The sequence below is a fragment of the Aggregatibacter aphrophilus ATCC 33389 genome, from assembly GCF_900636915.1.
Classification (GTDB): domain Bacteria; phylum Pseudomonadota; class Gammaproteobacteria; order Enterobacterales; family Pasteurellaceae; genus Aggregatibacter; species Aggregatibacter aphrophilus.
The window spans coordinates 1,351,817-1,369,708 of record NZ_LR134327.1 but is presented as its reverse complement, the minus strand read 5'-3'; the positions used below and the strand labels follow the sequence as shown (position 1 = coordinate 1,369,708).

The window sequence follows — 17,892 nt, the reverse complement described above, 5'->3', positions numbered from 1 at the left end:
AAACCCACCGCTCTTTTATGTTCAAAAAGCCTTAACTATGACATTCGTCCGTTGGCGATAGGAATAACCTGATCACAAATTGCCATGGTAGAGGCGCGATGGCTCACTAGGATGATCAGTTTTTCTGCTTTCACGTTTAGCAAGGATTGCAAAATAATGGCTTCGTTTAAGCTATCCAGATTACTGGTCGGTTCGTCCAACAAAATAATCGGCGCATTGTGCAAGAAGGCGCGGGCGATACCGATACGTTGTTTTTCACCGTCGGAAAGGTTGTTCCCCATTTCAGTGATTTTGGTGTCGTAGCCTTCCGGTAAGCTCATGATAAATTCATGAATGGAGGCTTTTTTCGCCGCTTCAATCACTTGCTCTTTCGTTGCCTTGCGGTTTGCCAACACAATATTTTCATACACCGTTTCATTGAAAATATAGGTTTGTTGGGTGATGTAAGCGATATTGTCGCGCAAATTCACCGTATTAATGTTTTTTAAGTCCGTATCGTTAATGCGAATACGGCCTTGTTGCGGATCGTAAAAACGCATAATTAATTTCAAAAGGGTACTTTTACCGCTGCCGCTGCGACCATGAATACCGAGAATTTCGCCTTTATTGAGCTGCAAATTCACATCAGACAAAATTTGTTCGTCCGCATAAGCAAAGCTGACGTTTTCTACGTTAATTTGCTGCACATCAGCAATGTTCACGCCATTTTCTACGTCTTTTAATTCCGGTTGTTCTGCCAATAATGCCAAGACACGTTCGCCGCTGGCGAGGGTTTGCAATAAGTTGTTGGACAGGTTACTTAAAGCAATCACCGGGCCGTAACTAGACATCAATAAAATCACACCAATGAGCAAGCCGGCAAAATCAATGTAGTCGTAAGCAAAGAGGGTTAAACCCACCAATAAAATCAGGATATTGAAGAAAGACACCGCGATTTCGGTGAACGAACGCACGTTGCCTTCTTGTTGTTTGATTTTTAAAAAGGCTTGGTCGATTTTTTCACTGCGTTGGTGGATTTCCTGTAAGCGTTTTTCCTCGTTGCCGAAAAGTTGAATTTCTTTCATACCGCGAATGCTGTCGAGGAAGAAATCGTTCATTTCGCCGACCAGCTCACGGTATTTACGACCATCTTCACGCGCCATTTGGGTGGTGACGATAGGCAAAATAATGCCGATGGTGACATACGCTAAAAATGCCACTAACACAAACCACCAAGAAATATGAGCGAACACTGCCAACAAGATACCTGAGGTTAAAAAGGCAATGGCGATCGGCGCGATGGTGTGAGCATAAAACACTTCCAACAATTCAATGTCGTTGGTAACCAAAGAAAGCAATTGACCGGATTGTTTGTCCTGCAATTTCACAAACGCCAAACGACGCAATGCGCTGAATACTTTGTCGCGCAACAACGCCAATAATTTGAAGGCGATGTAATGGCCGGACATTTGTTCCAAATAACGCAAAATGCCACGCGCTACCGCAAGCACAATAAGTGTGGTCAAAATTTGCGATAAATTTAAATGGGAGTGGAAATTAAGCAATTCCGACAAACCCATCGCACCCAGCACCATAATGAAAATAGCGCTGAGGAAACCGAGGGTACCCATAATAATGGTGAAACTCATGATATGCGCCAATGGCGTCACCAATTTCATGAGCTGCCACATGACGACAAATCCATTCTTACGCATGATTTGCCCCCGTTCTGATATTTTCTAAATTCTTTTGTTGATTAAACATTTCTGCATAAATTCCGTTTTCAGTCATTAAAGAAGCATGATCGCCCGATTCTGCCAAGTGACCGCTTTGTAACACATAAATTTGATCGGCATTCACCGCATTCGCCAGACGGTGAGAAATCATGACGATGGTTTTTTCGTGTTTAAGCTGTTGAATAAATTGCAGAATGATTTCTTCACTTTCTACGTCGATGTTACTGGTGGCTTCATCGAAAACGTATAAGTCGGTATTGTGCAACAACGCTCGCGCCAACGCTAAACGTTGAATTTGACCGCCGGACAAGTTAGTTCCGCGACTTAATAAGGTCATATCCAACCCGCCGTTTTCACGGACGAAATTCGCCAAATTCACTTGTTCTAAGCATTGATAAATAGCGTCATCAGAAGCATCGGACAATGCCATTAACATATTTTCTCTGAGGCTGCCTTTGAAAATGTAACTGCTGTGGCTCACCAACGAAACATGACGATATAAGGAATGACGGTTAATTTGTTTAATATCGACACCGTTAAACAAAATTTCCCCTTGCTGTACTTGATAAAAGCCCATAAGCAAGGAAACCAGCGTCGATTTACCACAACCGCTTTTACCCACAAAAACCGTTAATTTCTTCGGTTGAATATTAAGGTTTAGGCCATTGATGGCCGGTTTTTCTACAGAATAGGCAAAATGTAAATCCTTAATTTGCACGGTGACTTCATTTTTAGCCGGAAAATCCACCGCACTTTTGTTTTCTTCCACCGGGGTATCCAACAAGGTAAAGATTTTTTCTGAAGCCGCCTTACCGTTCATTGCCACATGGAAGAAAGAACCCAGTAAGCGTAACGGAATGAAAAATTCGGAAGAAAGCAAAATGAATAAAATAACACCAAAAATGCTTAAATTGCCGTCTTGGTATTGTAAAAGTGCCGTCAAAATCCCTAGTGCCGCACCCCCGTAAGCCAATAAATCCATTAAAGAAACAGAGTTTAGCTGCATGGTCAGCACTTTCATGGTGATGGTACGGAAATTCTCCGCTTCGATATCCATTTGTTTGGCTTTGTAATCGTCATCTTGATAGATTTTTAAGGTAATCAAGCCTTGTAGGTTATCCAAAAAGCTACTGCCTAACCCGACATAAATAGACCAATATTTCGCCAATAAACGTTTCGCAATTTTATTTACCGTAATGATGGACATTGGAATTAACGGTACGCAAACCAAAAGAATTAACGAGGTCGGTGCGCTAAAAAAGACCAGGAAAACAAACAATGTAAGCGGCGCAAGCAGGCTATAAAACAACTGCGGAAGATAACGGCCGAAATAAATTTCCAGTTGTTCCACCCCTTCAGATGCCACTTGGATCACAGAAGAAGTAGATTGTTGGTTGACCTGATTTAGCGGCATGGAAGACAGTTTTTGATAAATCAGCGTGCGCAATTTATGCTTCACTTGCGTACTCGCTTTATAGGAGGCTTTCACCGCCATTTTTCCTGCCCAAGCACGCAACGCCAAACAAGCAACCAAAACGACAGTAAAAATGACCGCACTTTGTAGCGTAAGTGTGCGCTCAAACGCCCATTGCAAACAAATGGCAAATACCACCGCACTTATAATCCCGCCAATTAAGGCAACCCAGTTCCATAACACATTAATAGCAATCCATTTTTTGCTATCCTCGACTGTGTTTATCAGCCGTTTATCAATCATCATAACGTTTATTTGTCCTTAAAAATCACTTTAATGAAAGTGCTATATCATAACATCCTTATAACAAATGATAATTAATTTTATTCTAATTTTTAGTGATTTTATATTTGCTGTTTAAATTTAAAACAAAAAAAATAGCACCTTAAGAAAGGTGCTATTTGTATAAAATTCAAATTGGTTTATAGCAAGATATTGGCAAATAACAAACCAAAACCTAAGCAAAATGCCATACTTAATAAACCCGGTAGCATGAAACTGTGGTTGAAAATGTATTTACCGATTCGAGTAGTACCCGTGGTATCAAAGTCAAGTGAAGCGATGATTGGACCGTAGTTCGGGATAAAGAAATAGCCGTTTACCGCAACAAACACACCAATCAAGATTGCCGGTGGAATACCAAGAGCAATACCCAATGGGAACAAGGTCGCTACGGTAGCGCCTTGACTGTTTACGAGTACAGAAAGTACGAACAAGGCGAAGGCAAATGTCCAAGGTGCAGTTTCAACTAAACCTTTTACTAAACCTTTAACTTCGTCCATATGCGCTTGCATTAAGGTGTCACCTAACCACGCAATACCGAAGATAGCGATAACCGCACGCATACCCGCATGGAAAACAGAACCTTTGGTGATTTCTGTGCCATCCGGCTTACACGTTAAGATAATTAATGCACCGATAGCTAACATAATGATTTCAATGGTGTGCGCCATACCCATCGGTTTGCCGTCAAACACCGGGCGAAGAGAAGGCATTGCACCCATTAACACAACAAGCAATGCACCGAATAAGAAAAGAGAAACAGAAATTTTCGCTGTTTTGCTGATTTCAAGCTCTTTGCCGCTAACAGTTGAATTAAAGGCTTCAGCATATTTTGGGTCATTTAAACGACGTTGGTATTCTGGATCATCTTTTAATTCTTTACCCATTTTGTTCACAAATAAACAAGCACAGAAAAGACCAAGAACAGTCGATGGAATGGTGACCATTAACACGTCACCCAAGTGAACACCTTGTGGTTCAAGATAAGCCACAACAGCAACTACCGCAGCTGCAATCGGGCTGGCAACAATCGCAAATTGAGACGCGATAACCGCCATAGACATTGGACGTTCCGGACGAACACCGTTTTGACGACTCACTTCAGCGATAACCGGCAACACAGAATAAGCAACGTGACCTGTACCTGCTAATAAGGTAAACGTCCAAGTTACTGTCGGCGCCATAAAGGTAATGTATTTTGGATTACGACGTAAAATGTTGGTAGCGATTTTAATCATGTAGTCCAAGCCACCGGCTGCTTGCATTGCTGCTGCAGCGGCAACTACGGCCATAATCATAAACATAACGTCAATTGGCAAGCCTGCCGGTTTTAAACCAAAACCGAAAGACAAAATAGCAAGCCCCAAGCCACCAAAAACACCCAAACCGATACCGCCAACACGTGCACCGACCAAAATACAGAGCAACACGATGGCGAATTGAAGTAAAAACATAGCAGACATACTGCCTCCTTAGAGAATGAAAATAAAATCTGTGTAACGTATAAGAAATTATACTCAGTTATATTTTGATAGAGATGCCTTCCCAAGGCAATCGGGATTTAACAGCCCAAAATTCAGCTTAATTATATAAGAATGTTGTAACACTGAGTATGGCTGATTTCAAATGTTCTCATTAAATTATGATCCATATCAGGTTTTAAACAAAAATTTGATGATTATTTCAACAAAATCAACACCCTCCATAGAAACAATAACTTTTGATAAATAGTCAAAGTAAAGTTATACTTGAGCCCTTATTTTTAAACCTAATTATTGAGAAATATATGGAAGAATTTATGCCAATGGTAATTGAATTTGCCAAAAATCATTCTTTAATTGTTGTTGCTTGGGTCGCTATTTTTCTAATGGTTATCTACCACTTCATCAAATCAGCCACCAGCAAAACCAAAGTAATTGAAAATACTGAAGCTATTGCGTTAATCAACAACCAAAATGCTGTTGTTATTGATTTACGCTCAATGGATGACTTTAATAAAGGCCATATCATTAACAGTTTAAACCTGCTTCCTACCGAAATAAAAAATCACAATGTTGGCAAAATCGAACAACATAAAGAAACGCCTGTTATTTTAGTTTGTGCCAACGGCGTGACTTCTGCTTCTTCTGCTGAAATTTTGGCAAAACAAGGAGTTAGTCACGTTTATTCCTTGAAAGAAGGCATTGCAGGCTGGCGAGCAGCAAATTTACCTTTAGTTAAAAAATAAATAAGGACACAAAAATGACCGAAGAAAACAAAGATGTTGTAAACAACGAGGAACAAGAAGTCCAAGCAGTACTTCAAATTCAACGTATTTATGTAAAAGACGTTTCTTTTGAAGCACCTAATTTACCACACATTTTCAATCAAGAATGGAAACCAAAACTGGCTTTTGATTTATCCACCGAAACCGTTAAATTAGCCGATGATTTATACGAAGTTTGCTTAAATATTTCTGTGGAAACCACTTTAGAAGATTCCGGTGACGTAGCCTTCATTTGTGAAGTTAAACAAGCGGGTGTGTTCACCATTAGCGGTTTGGACGATATGCAAATGGCGCACTGCTTAACATCACAATGCCCAAATATGTTATTTCCATATGCCCGTGAATTAGTGTCCAACTTAGTCAATCGCGGTACATTCCCGGCATTAAATCTTTCTCCGGTAAACTTTGACGCTTTATTTGTTGAATATTTACAACGTCAGCAACAAGAGCAAGAATCTGCCGAACAACCAAGTGTTAATTAATCTCAAAAACCCGCTTTTCATTAAACCGTAAAGCGGGTTTTATCCTTTCGTTGTTACCGTCTTTTTCACCATTCAAGGAGTAAATGATGAATACGACCTTAACCCATTCTTCTATCACCGTATTAGGCGCAGGTTCTTTTGGTACCGCTTTGGCTATCACATTTTCGCGCAATGGGCACCCCACTTATCTTTGGGGACATAATCCGCAAAAAATGCAAAAACTGAACGCCGAACGACAAAATGCGGAATTTTTATCTGATATTATTTTCCCGGATGCGTTACACATAGAAGCAGATTTGGGAAATGCAATTCAAGCTTCACGGGATTTGTTATTGGCTGTGCCAAGCCATTGTTTCGGTGAAATTCTCTCGCAAATTCGACCGCACTTACGCCCCGATAGTCGAATTGTTTGGGCTACCAAAGGGCTAGAACGGAATACCGGGCGCTTGCTGGAAGAGGTGATTAAGGAAACATTAGGCAACACTTACCCGTTGGCCGTTCTTTCCGGCCCAACCTTTGCCAAAGAATTGGCTTCCGGTTTACCTACTGCCATTACGTTAGCCTCCGATAACGAAGAATTTGCGCGTGAATTTCAAGCACGAATCCATTGCAGTAAGCATTTTCGGGTTTATATTAATGACGATATGCTCGGCGTGCAGCTGGGGGGGGCGATTAAAAACGTTATTGCTATCGGCGCAGGGATTTCCGATGGCATGGGATTTGGCGCGAATGCCAGAACAGCATTGATTACCCGTGGTATTGCAGAAATATCCCGTTTGGGCACAGCATTAGGTGCCAATCCAAACACCTTTATGGGCATGTCAGGCTTAGGTGATTTAGTGCTTACCTGTACTGATAACCAATCCCGTAACCGTCGTTTCGGTATTATGCTTGGACAAGGTTTTTCCGCCCAAACTGCCATGGATAATATCGGACAAGTGGTGGAAGGTTTTTACAACACCAAAGAAGCTCATTTATTAGCTCAGCGTTATGGCGTTGAAATGCCTATTACGGAACAAATTTATCAAGTGTTGTTCTGTGGTAAAAATGCAAAAGAGGCTGCAGTCAATTTATTAGGCAGAGAACGTAAAGAGGAATAATCCATGTTGTTAGAAGTTTGGCAAAATATTCGTCAAGAAGCGAAAAAATTGGTAGATAACGAACCTATGCTTGCCAGTTTTTTTCATTCGACCATTTTAAAACATCATGATTTAGGCAGTGCACTAAGCTATATTTTAGCCAATAAATTAGCTAACACCATTATGCCGGCCATTGCCTTACGTGAAATTATCGAAGAAACCTATTTGGCAAAACCAAGTATTATCGAATGTGCCGCGTACGATATTTCAGCCGTACGTCAACGGGATCCGGCAGTAGAATTACTCTCCACACCATTGCTATATTTAAAAGGCTTTCATGCCTTGCAAAGCTATCGAATCACTCATTATTTATGGCAACAAAATCGCAAAGCTTTGGCGATTTACCTACAAAACCAAATTTCCGTGGCTTTTGATGTCGATATTCACCCCGCCGCCAACATTGGGCATGGAATTATGTTTGACCATGCCGCCGGCATCGTGGTAGGTGAAACTTCGGTAATCGAAAATAATGTGTCTATTTTACAAGGTGTTACTCTCGGCGGTACAGGCAAAGAATGTGGTGATCGACACCCAAAAATTCGCGAAGGCGTCATGATTGGTGCAGGTGCGAAAATTTTAGGTAACATTGAGGTGGGTAAATATGCTAAAATTGGCGCCAATTCGGTGGTGTTACAACCGGTTCCTGAATACGCCACCGCAGCCGGAGTGCCTGCACGCATTATCGGCAAAGACAGAGATGCCAAACCGGCATTCGATATGAACCAAAACTTTATTGATCTCGGCATGGAATTAAATATCTAGCCGCTATCATTAAATAAAAAGCATCATAAAAACCGACCGCACTTTATATTACGTTTTAAAGTGCGGTTAGTTTTTTTGTTATTTTTATAACCTAACACTAATTTTTAAAACGGATAAACCATGATACTTACATTAAAATTAAACAACCCTTTATTTTCAACTATCAAAAAACTTGGTATGTTTCTTATTGGCCTATTATTTCTGGCAGCTTGTGGAAACAATATCAATAAGTTAGCCGATGAATCTCTTGGTGAAATTAAATTAAACCAAGAATATGGCTATGTGATCGATTTAGATAAATTAGCTAATGGCAAATCCATTGAAACCTCTGTACGAGTTGTTATAAACCCAATAAACAATGGAATCAAAGCAGGTTATCAACTAACCGAAAATGCCGATGAAGCTAAAAATCAGGTAATCATTAGCGGAAAACCTATGGTTAAAGGTAATATTTCTGTGGATGTACAATGGGGAATTTATGGCAATATGTCGTATTCGCCAAAATTATTTAAGAAAAGATTTATTATTAACGTCGTTGAATAATCACATATAAAAAGCCGGTTATGTAAACCGGCTTTATTTTTGAACTTAAGCTTTAATTAAACGGGAAAGTGCGGTGTCTTTTCGGTCTAAATAATGGGTAGATTGAATGCGGCGAATGGTTCTAGATTTGCCACGAATTAATAAGGTTTCCGTGGTAGCTAAATTGCCTTTACGGTGAACACCTTTTAATAAATCACCGTTAGTAATACCGGTGGCGGCAAACACCAAATTGTCATCCCGCACTAACTGTTCCAATTGTAATACGGTATTCACTTCCACGCCCATGTCTGCACAACGGCGAATTTCTTCTGCGGCTAATGCCTTATTTTCCGGCGTATCGCCTTTTACCTGATCTCGCAGTAATAGACGGGATTGCATATCACCACCCAAGGCTCGAATAGCCGCTGCCGCCACAACACCTTCCGGCGCACCGCCAATGCCATAAACCATGTCAATTTCCGCTTCCGGCAAGCAACATAACACTGAGGCTGCTACATCACCATCAGGAATCGTAAATACGCGCACACCCAGTTGATGCATTTTTTCAATCACGGCTTCATGACGAGGTTTATCTAAAATCATCACCGTTAAATCGGATAATAGTTTGCCTAGCTTTGAGGCGACACGGCGCAAATTTTGTTCAAGTGGTAAATTTAAATCTATGATGCCTTTTGCTTCTGGACCAACTACCAATTTTTCCATATACATGTCCGGTGCTTTCAAAAAGGTATTTTTACCACCTGCCGCCAATACGGAAATGGCATTAGCTTGCCCCATTGCTGTCATACGCGTACCATCAATAGGATCCACGGCAATAGACACCAATTCGCCCATACCCGAACCTACTTTTTCACCGATATATAACATCGGCGCTTGGTCAATTTCACCTTCGCCAATGACAATTTCCGCATCCATATGAATCAAATTTAGCATATAACGCATGGCCTTCACGGCAGCATCATCAGCCGAATTTTTATCCCCACGCCCTAACCAAGCAAACCCAGCAAGGGCAGCAACTTCAGTTACTCTTGAAAACTCAATGGCTAATGATCTATTCATGACATAATCCTTAAAAAATGAGAAATAAAATTAGCTTATTTTAGCATTAAGCAAACGTTTGCTATAGAAAAAAAATACAAAGAAATTTTTAACAAAAAATCACGAATTCACAGATAATTTGATTCTTTGCTTTAATAAATCCGATTAACTATGTAGAATAGCCCACACTTTTATCCATTTGTTTTAGAGGAAATCACTATGTCATTCGAAGTTTTAGATCAGTTAGAAAACAAAATTAAGCAAGCTGTTGAGACCATTCAACTCCTTCAATTAGAAGTGGATGAATTAAGAGAGAAAAACGGCAGAGCACAACAAGAAAATGATGCATTACGTGGTGAAAATGAACAATTAAGAGGTGAACACCAAAATATCCAAGAGCGCTTACGTTCACTTTTAGGTATTACCGACAGCATCTAATACATATTATAAAACAAAGGCTTAGTTAATCTAAGCCTTCTTTTTAGGAGAAAAAATGCAACCTAAAATTTGCTTAATTACCGGCAGCACCTTAGGCAGTGCTGAATATGTTGCCGAACATTTGGAAAGTGTATTACAACAGCAAGGTTTTACTACCGAATTACATCATGGTCCGGCATTAGACGATGTTATCAATGAAAAATTATGGTTAGTTGTTACTTCCACACATGGCGCAGGGGAATTACCGGATAATTTAAAACCGTTATTTGAAACATTGAAAGACAGCAACGCAGATCTCTCAGATTTAAGATTTGCCGTGATTGGTTTAGGAAATTCCGATTACGACACATTCTGTTTTGCTGTAGATACCGTAGAAGAAGCACTACAAACTAAAAGTGCGGTTAAAATTGCCGATGCTTTACGCATTGATGTGTTAAATGATGCCGATCATGATCAATGTGCAGAAGATTGGTTACCCACCTTCATACAAAAAATTTAGTCCAGTCTTCTTAATAAAAATCTCTTTTATGATGAAAATTTAATCAAACTTATCAATTTATTCCTGTGTATAACTTTAGATTAAAACTGTTAAAAATCTGTTTTTATCACTATAACAACTTTTATGTATAGCTATTATGTGGATAACTAACGAAGATATACACAGGAATTAAGGTATAGGATCAGTAAGATCTTAACAGTTTGATCAATCTTTTATCTCTTTCATTTCATTATAAAAAAGGATCTTATTCAGAACAAAATAGGATCTTAATAATAGTAATAATAAACTTATTTATATATAAAGATCTTATAACTTATTAAACAGGGATCTTTCACATTGATCCTTGCCATCAATTCTCATAATCTTATCTTTCAAGCCCCTTCGTTTTTCAGTAGAATAGCACGCAATTTTTTTAAGGGATCAAGGGATCTCTTTTGCATTAGATCAGTACATCAGAGATAAATATTATTATGTTTTATATGGATACTTATGACGTCATTGTCATTGGTGGCGGGCATGCAGGAACTGAAGCTGCGCTTGCGCCTGCCCGTATGGGATTAAAAACCCTGTTACTTACGCATAATGTTGATACGTTAGGGCAAATGTCTTGTAACCCTGCAATTGGCGGGATAGGAAAAGGCCATTTGGTTAGAGAAATTGATGCCATGGGCGGTTTAATGGCGACAGCTGCGGATCAGGCCGGTATTCAATTTCGTACCTTAAACAGTAGCAAAGGCCCGGCCGTACGGGCTACCCGTGCGCAAGCAGACCGTGTGTTATATCGTCAGGCAGTTCGCATTGCCCTTGAAAATCAACCTAATTTAGATATTTTTCAGCAAGAAGTCAGCGATATTTTAATTGAGCAGGATCGTGCTACCGGTGTCGTGACGAAAATGGGGCTGAAATTTCATGCTAAATCCGTGATTTTAACTTTAGGTACATTTTTAGACGGCAAGATCCACATTGGTTTAGAAAATTACACCGGTGGACGCGCCGGTGATCCCGCTTCCATTACATTAGCGCAACGTTTACGTGATTTGAACTTACGGGTGGATCGCTTAAAAACCGGTACGCCGCCACGCATTGATGCACGCACTATTGATTTTTCCGTGCTTGCCGAACAGCATGGCGATGCACAGTTGCCAGTATTTTCTTTCATGGGATCGGTTGATCAGCATCCTCGTCAAATTCCTTGTTTTATTACACATACGAATGAAAAAACCCATGAAGTGATCCGTAATAATTTAGATCGTAGCCCAATGTACACAGGTGTGATCGAAGGGATCGGTCCGCGTTATTGTCCGTCCATTGAAGATAAAGTTATGCGTTTCGCCGATCGCAATTCTCATCAAATTTATTTGGAACCGGAAGGCTTAACCACAAATGAAATTTATCCAAACGGGATTTCTACCAGCCTACCATTTGACGTGCAAATGGGAATCGTCAATTCCATGAAAGGTTTGGAAAATGCCCGTATTATCAAACCGGGCTACGCTATCGAATATGATTATTTTGATCCGCGCGATTTAAAACCAACGTTAGAAACCAAATCCATTCAAGGTTTATTCTTTGCCGGTCAAATTAACGGTACTACCGGTTATGAAGAGGCCGCCTCTCAAGGTTTGTTAGCAGGAATTAACGCCGGTCTTTATGTGCAGGAAAAAGAGGCTTGGTTCCCACGCCGTGATCAGGCCTACATGGGTGTGTTGGTGGATGATCTTTGCACGCTTGGCACCAAAGAGCCTTATCGCGTATTCACGTCCCGCGCGGAATATCGCTTATTATTACGTGAAGATAATGCCGACATTCGTTTGACTCCGATTGCCCATGAATTAGGCTTAATTGATGAAGCCCGTTGGGCGCGTTTTAATCGGAAAATGGAAAATATTGAACAAGAACGTCAGCGTTTGCGCAGTATTTGGTTACACCCGCGTTCAGAATATTTAGAAGAAGCTAACCAAGTATTGGGCAGTCCGTTAGTGCGTGAAGCCAGTGGTGAAGATTTATTGCGTCGTCCGGAAATAAATTATCAAATTTTGACCGCACTTACGCCGTTTCAACCGCCGATGGCCGATAAAGAAGCTATTGAACAAGTGGAAATTGCCATTAAATATCAAGGTTACATCGAACATCAGCAAGAAGAAATCGAAAAGCAAAAACGCCATGAAAATACGGCAATTCCGCCACATTTTGATTATTCCAAAGTTGCGGGATTATCTAACGAAGTTCGTATCAAACTGGAACAACATCGTCCCGTATCTATCGGACAAGCCAGTCGTATTTCCGGTATTACGCCGGCGGCCATTTCCATTATTTTAGTAAACTTAAAAAAACAAGGCATGTTAAAGCGGGGTGAATAATGGCTAACCTTGATATGCAACTGGCAGATAAACTAAAAACATTATTAAAACAGACCGCACTTTCTGTTACAGAACAACAGCAACAACAATTAGTTAAGTTGGTTTCATTGCTCAATAAATGGAATAAGGCATATAACCTGACTTCTGTGCGTGATCCACAGGAAATGTTGGTTAAACATATTTTAGATAGCTTGGTAGTTAGCCCTTATTTACAAGGTGATCGTTTTATTGATGTGGGTACAGGTCCGGGCTTACCGGGCTTGCCATTAGCCATTATTAATCCGGATAAACATTTTGTGCTCCTAGATAGTCTTGGAAAACGCATTAGTTTTATTCGACATGCAGTGCGTGAGCTAGGACTAACCAATGTAGAACCAGTACTTAAGCGGGTGGAAGAATATCAACCCGATCACCAATTTGATGGTGTGTTAAGCCGTGCTTTTGCCTCTCTTAAAGATATGACTGATTGGTGTAGTCATTTGCCTACGGAAAATGGACTTTTTTATGCGCTAAAAGGGCTTTGTCGTGATGAGGAAGTGCAAGAATTAGACGGTAAATTCGCCATAAAAGATATTATAAAACTTCATGTTCCTGAGCTCGTTGGTGAACGGCATTTGGTCATTTTGAAATAAAGTTTACATGTTTGTTAAATATTTTTTTAAAAGTGTAATTTATTTAACATTTTTTATGTCTTTTTAAGTTGAAACTGTTTGCTGCAACGGTATAATTAAAACGTTTTTGTATTTTAAAAATAAAGTAATGTCTCAGGTTCTAACGCAAGCTAAAAATCGTTATCAAAAAGCTATATTGCTTGAAATGGGATTTATCCTCATTTTTGGTGCGTTAGTATCCATTTGGCAATGGAAAAGTGCGGTTGATTTTTGTCTTGGATTTTTTAGTGCTTTTTTGCCTTTTTGTGCCTTTACTTACCTTATTTTTTATCGTAAACAGAATTTATCAGCAAAACTGACCGCACTTTATCGTGGTGAAGCGATAAAGTTTATACTAACAATTCTTTTTATCGCGGTATCTTTCAAGTGGTTAGGCGTGAGTCGGTTTTTTTTGTTTTTTGCAGGTTTTTTTATTGCATTAGTGTTGAACAATTTAGTTCCATTTTTGCTAAACAGGTCTTAAGTTTTTCTATTTTTCAAAGGGTTAACTATGTCTGAACTCACTACTTCAGAATATATTAGTCACCATTTATCGTTTCTTAAAACAGGCGATGGTTTCTGGAATATTCACGTTGATACGCTCTTTTTCTCAATTCTATCAGCCATTATTTTCCTTTTTGTTTTTTCGCGTGTTGCGAAAAAAGCAACGCCAGGTGTACCGGGTAAGCTGCAATGTTTCGTTGAAATGGTAGTTGATTGGGTGAATGGTATTGTAAAAGAAAACTTTCATGGTCCGCGTAACGTGGTAGCGCCTATCGCACTAACCATTTTCTGTTGGGTGTTCATTATGAACGCTATCGATTTAATCCCTGTTGATTTTCTTCCTCAATTTGCCGGTCTCTTTGGTATTCATTATTTAAGAGCCGTGCCAACCGCAGATATCAGTGCGACTCTAGGTATGTCAATCTGCGTATTCTTTCTTATCCTTTTTTACACAGTTAAATCAAAAGGTCTTGGTGGTTTGGTGAAAGAATATACGCTCCACCCTTTTAATCACTGGGCATTTATTCCGGTAAACTTTATTCTTGAAACCGTAACCTTATTGGCAAAACCGATTTCTCTTGCTTTCCGTCTATTCGGTAATATGTATGCAGGGGAATTAATCTTTATTCTTATCGCTGTGATGTATTCTGCCAATATGGCTATCGCAGCATTGGGAATTCCATTACATCTCGCTTGGGCAATTTTCCATATTTTGGTTATTACGTTACAAGCATTCATCTTTATGATGTTGACGGTGGTTTACTTAAGTATTGCTTATAACAAAGCAGAACACTAATTTTTATTAACCGGCTCTAGGGCTAAACTTAACTTCTATTGGAGAACATTATGGAAACTGTAATTACAGCAACTATCATTGGTGCATCAATTCTTCTTGCATTTGCTGCATTAGGTACTGCAATTGGCTTTGCGATCTTAGGTGGTAAATTCTTAGAATCGTCAGCACGTCAACCGGAACTTGCATCTAGCCTATTAACTAAAATGTTTATTGTGGCAGGTTTATTGGATGCTATTGCAATGATTGCTGTTGGTATTTCATTACTTTTCATTTTCGCAAACCCATTCATCGGCTTATTACAATAATTGCCTTATTTGCTTATCAACGTAAAACAAGCATAGTAAGGAGGACGTTGTGAATTTAAATGCAACATTGATTGGTCAACTTATAGCATTCGCAATTTTCGTGTGGTTCTGCATGAAATTTGTTTGGCCGCCAATTATTAATGCGATTGAAACACGTCAAAGCCAGATTGCGAACGCTTTAGCATCGGCAGAAGAAGCTAAAAAAGAGCAAGCAGATAACAAAGCGCTTGCTGAGCAAGAAATTTCTAACGCTAAAATTAAAGCACAAGAAATTTTAGATGCTGCCAATAAACGTCGTAATGAAGTGCTAGACGAAGTGAAGATAGAAGCAGAAGAGCTAAAAGCGAAAATTATTGAGCAAGGCTATGCCGAAGTGGAAGCCGAGCGTAAACGTGTTCAAGAAGAATTACGTGTGAAAGTCGCCTCTTTAGCGATTGCTGGCGCAGAAAAAATTGTTGGGCGTACTGTGGATGAAGCAGCCAACAACGACATTATTGATAAACTAGTTGCAGAACTATAAGAAGGTTGAGCTTATGTCAGAATTAACTACCATAGCTCGCCCTTATGCTAAAGCAGCATTTGATTTTGCCGTAGAACAGAGTTCATCTGATAAAAGTGCGGTGGAAAAATGGAATAAAATGTTGGGTTTTCTTGCTGAAGTGGTAAAAAACGAAACCATGCAGGCTTTCTTAACAGGATCATTTTCCGCACAAAAATTAGCAGACACGGTGATTTCAATTTGTGGCGAACAATTAGATCAATATGGGCAAAACTTAGTTCGGTTAATGGCTGAAAATAAGCGTTTAACTGTGCTTCCGGCAGTTTTAAAAGAATTTCAACGCTATGTTGAAGAACATCAGGCTATTACGGAAGTTCAAGTCACTTCGGCTCAACCATTAAGTGTCGCGCAACAAGAAAAAATTGTTGCCGCAATGGAAAAAAGATTAGCTCAGAAAGTTAAGTTAAATTGCAACGTGGATAAGGCGCTGATTGCCGGCGTTATTATTCGTACTGAAGATTTTGTGATTGATGGAAGTAGCCGTGGGCAACTTGCCCGTCTCGCAGATGAGTTGCAATTATAAGAGGATTAGAAGATGCAACTAAATTCAACTGAAATTAGTGAATTAATAAAAAAACGCATTGCCCAGTTTAATGTGGAAAGCGAAGCGCGTAATACGGGTACAATCGTTTCAGTAAGTGATGGTATTATTCGTATTCACGGTTTAAGCGAAGTAATGCAAGGTGAAATGATTGCATTGCCGGGAAATCGCTATGCAATGGCATTAAACTTAGAAAGAGATTCTGTCGGTGCAGTGGTTATGGGCCCTTATGCAGACCTTGCGGAAGGGGTTGAAGTTCAATGTACCGGTCGTATTCTTGAAGTACCGGTTGGTCGTGGTCTATTAGGTCGTGTGGTTAATACCTTAGGACAGCCGATTGATGGTAAAGGCGAAATTAAAAATGACGGTTTTTCTCCCGTTGAAGTGATTGCTCCGGGTGTAATTGAACGTAAGTCCGTTGATCAGCCCGTACAAACCGGTTATAAGGCTGTTGACTCCATGGTGCCAATAGGCCGTGGTCAACGTGAGTTGATTATCGGTGACCGTCAAACCGGTAAAACAGCTCTTGCCATTGATGCGATTATCAACCAACGTAATTCAGGTATTAAATGTATCTATGTAGCGATTGGTCAAAAAGCTTCTACTATTGCAAACGTTGTTCGTAAATTAGAAGAACATGGTGCACTTGCCAATACTATCGTTGTTGCTGCATCAGCATCCGAATCTGCAGCATTACAATATTTAGCACCTTATGCCGGTTGTGCCATGGGTGAATATTTCCGTGATCGCGGTGAAGATGCGTTAATCGTTTACGATGATCTTTCTAAACAAGCCGTTGCTTATCGTCAAATTTCTTTATTATTACGTCGCCCACCGGGTCGTGAAGCTTATCCGGGAGATGTTTTCTATTTACACTCACGTTTACTTGAACGTGCTTCTCGTGTAAACGAAGAATATGTAGAAAAATTCACCAATGGTGAAGTTAAAGGAAAAACAGGTTCTTTAACTGCACTTCCGATTATTGAAACACAAGCGGGTGACGTTTCTGCTTTCGTTCCAACTAACGTAATTTCTATTACCGATGGTCAGATTTTCTTAGAATCTAACTTGTTTAACTCCGGTATTCGTCCAGCAGTAAACCCGGGTATTTCGGTTTCTCGTGTAGGTGGTGCGGCACAGACTAAAGTTATTAAGAAATTAGCCGGTGGTATTCGTACCGCACTTGCACAATACCGTGAATTAGCTGCGTTTGCGCAATTTGCCTCAGATCTTGATGATGCAACCCGTAAACAACTTTCTCATGGTGAAAAAGTAACCGAATTACTAAAACAAAAACAATATGCGCCACTTTCAGTTTCTGAACAGGCTGTTGTATTGTTTGCCGTAGAATTTGGTTATTTAGAAGATGTGGAATTGGCAAAAATTGGAAGTTTTGAATCCGCACTTTTAGATTATGCAAACCGTGAACATGCTGAATTTATGCAAGATCTCAACAAATCCGGTAATTATAATGATGAGATTAAAAATACATTAAAAGGCATTTTGGGTAGTTTCAAAGCCAACAATGCGTGGTAGTAA

19 protein-coding genes are annotated in these 17,892 nt (G+C 39.8%); 15 read left to right on the top strand and 4 right to left on the bottom strand.

The window, feature by feature from the left end:
* Window positions 1-35: 35 nt before the first annotated feature.
* The 3 genes from cydC to EL144_RS06740 form a co-directional block, all read right to left on the bottom strand.
* Window positions 36-1,694 (bottom strand): thiol reductant ABC exporter subunit CydC, encoded by a 1,659-nt coding sequence (gene cydC / locus EL144_RS06750; protein ID WP_032995389.1) that lies wholly within the window; start codon window positions 1,692-1,694, stop codon window positions 36-38.
* Complete coding sequence (locus EL144_RS06745) at window positions 1,687-3,435, bottom strand: ABC transporter ATP-binding protein/permease (protein ID WP_005704839.1); 1,749 nt, start codon at window positions 3,433-3,435, stop codon at window positions 1,687-1,689. The genes cydC and EL144_RS06745 overlap by 8 nt, the downstream gene beginning before the upstream one ends.
* A 176-nt stretch (window positions 3,436-3,611) precedes the next feature.
* Window positions 3,612-4,934 carry an anaerobic C4-dicarboxylate transporter gene (locus EL144_RS06740; RefSeq protein ID WP_032995391.1) on the bottom strand — a complete coding sequence of 441 codons (1,323 nt, stop codon included), beginning with the start codon at window positions 4,932-4,934 and terminating at the stop codon, window positions 3,612-3,614.
* A gap of 323 nt (window positions 4,935-5,257) precedes the next feature.
* Between EL144_RS06740 and EL144_RS06735 the strand changes: the two genes are divergently transcribed.
* The 5 genes from EL144_RS06735 (at window position 5,258) to EL144_RS06715 (ending at window position 8,663) form a co-directional block, all read left to right on the top strand.
* Window positions 5,258-5,698: a rhodanese-like domain-containing protein gene (locus EL144_RS06735; protein ID WP_005704842.1), complete on the top strand. Its 441-nt coding sequence runs from the start codon at window positions 5,258-5,260 to the stop codon at window positions 5,696-5,698.
* 14 nt (window positions 5,699-5,712) lie between these two features.
* Window positions 5,713-6,219, top strand: coding sequence for a protein-export chaperone SecB (gene secB, locus EL144_RS06730; protein ID WP_005704843.1), 507 nt, complete (start codon window positions 5,713-5,715; stop codon window positions 6,217-6,219).
* 86 nt (window positions 6,220-6,305) lie between these two features.
* Entirely contained in the window at window positions 6,306-7,319 is a 1,014-nt protein-coding gene (gene gpsA / locus EL144_RS06725) for an NAD(P)H-dependent glycerol-3-phosphate dehydrogenase (protein ID WP_005702410.1), read from the top strand.
* 3 nt (window positions 7,320-7,322) lie between these two features.
* A complete protein-coding gene (gene cysE, locus EL144_RS06720) occupies window positions 7,323-8,120 on the top strand; it encodes a serine O-acetyltransferase (protein WP_005704846.1) in 798 nt (265 codons plus the stop codon).
* Window positions 8,121-8,240: 120 nt separating this feature from the next.
* Window positions 8,241-8,663 (top strand): hypothetical protein, encoded by a 423-nt coding sequence (locus EL144_RS06715; RefSeq protein ID WP_005704847.1) that lies wholly within the window; start codon window positions 8,241-8,243, stop codon window positions 8,661-8,663.
* A 45-nt stretch (window positions 8,664-8,708) separates the two neighbouring features.
* Here the strand turns inward: EL144_RS06715 and glpX are convergent, their stop codons facing one another.
* Complete coding sequence (gene glpX, locus EL144_RS06710) at window positions 8,709-9,722, bottom strand: class II fructose-bisphosphatase (protein ID WP_005704848.1); 1,014 nt, start codon at window positions 9,720-9,722, stop codon at window positions 8,709-8,711.
* A 198-nt stretch (window positions 9,723-9,920) separates the two neighbouring features.
* On the opposite strand from glpX, the gene zapB reads away from it, so the two are divergent.
* From zapB to atpA, 10 genes are all read left to right on the top strand, one after another.
* Window positions 9,921-10,139, top strand: coding sequence for a cell division protein ZapB (gene zapB / locus EL144_RS06705; RefSeq protein WP_005702415.1), 219 nt, complete (start codon window positions 9,921-9,923; stop codon window positions 10,137-10,139).
* Window positions 10,140-10,194: 55 nt separating this feature from the next.
* Complete coding sequence (gene mioC, locus EL144_RS06700) at window positions 10,195-10,638, top strand: FMN-binding protein MioC (RefSeq protein WP_005704849.1); 444 nt, start codon at window positions 10,195-10,197, stop codon at window positions 10,636-10,638.
* Window positions 10,639-11,108: 470 nt separating this feature from the next.
* Complete coding sequence (gene mnmG, locus EL144_RS06695; RefSeq protein WP_005704851.1) at window positions 11,109-12,998, top strand: tRNA uridine-5-carboxymethylaminomethyl(34) synthesis enzyme MnmG; 1,890 nt, start codon at window positions 11,109-11,111, stop codon at window positions 12,996-12,998.
* A complete protein-coding gene (rsmG, locus tag EL144_RS06690) occupies window positions 12,998-13,630 on the top strand; it encodes a 16S rRNA (guanine(527)-N(7))-methyltransferase RsmG (RefSeq protein WP_005704853.1) in 633 nt (210 codons plus the stop codon). The genes mnmG and rsmG overlap by 1 nt, the downstream gene beginning before the upstream one ends.
* Before the next feature lie 127 nt (window positions 13,631-13,757).
* Window positions 13,758-14,132 (top strand): ATP synthase subunit I, encoded by a 375-nt coding sequence (locus EL144_RS06685; RefSeq protein WP_065336539.1) that lies wholly within the window; start codon window positions 13,758-13,760, stop codon window positions 14,130-14,132.
* Window positions 14,133-14,159: 27 nt separating this feature from the next.
* Window positions 14,160-14,948 (top strand): F0F1 ATP synthase subunit A, encoded by a 789-nt coding sequence (gene atpB / locus EL144_RS06680; RefSeq protein ID WP_005704855.1) that lies wholly within the window; start codon window positions 14,160-14,162, stop codon window positions 14,946-14,948.
* A gap of 50 nt (window positions 14,949-14,998) precedes the next feature.
* A complete protein-coding gene (gene atpE, locus EL144_RS06675; protein ID WP_005702422.1) occupies window positions 14,999-15,253 on the top strand; it encodes a F0F1 ATP synthase subunit C in 255 nt (84 codons plus the stop codon).
* A gap of 49 nt (window positions 15,254-15,302) precedes the next feature.
* A complete protein-coding gene (gene atpF / locus EL144_RS06670) occupies window positions 15,303-15,773 on the top strand; it encodes a F0F1 ATP synthase subunit B (RefSeq protein WP_005704856.1) in 471 nt (156 codons plus the stop codon).
* Window positions 15,774-15,786: 13 nt separating this feature from the next.
* The gene (gene atpH, locus EL144_RS06665) at window positions 15,787-16,335 is read left to right on the top strand and encodes a F0F1 ATP synthase subunit delta (RefSeq protein WP_005704857.1); all 549 of its coding nucleotides are present in this window, start codon (window positions 15,787-15,789) and stop codon (window positions 16,333-16,335) included.
* A 12-nt stretch (window positions 16,336-16,347) separates the two neighbouring features.
* Window positions 16,348-17,889 (top strand): F0F1 ATP synthase subunit alpha, encoded by a 1,542-nt coding sequence (atpA, locus tag EL144_RS06660; protein ID WP_005704858.1) that lies wholly within the window; start codon window positions 16,348-16,350, stop codon window positions 17,887-17,889.
* The last annotated feature ends 3 nt before the right edge of the window (window positions 17,890-17,892 follow it).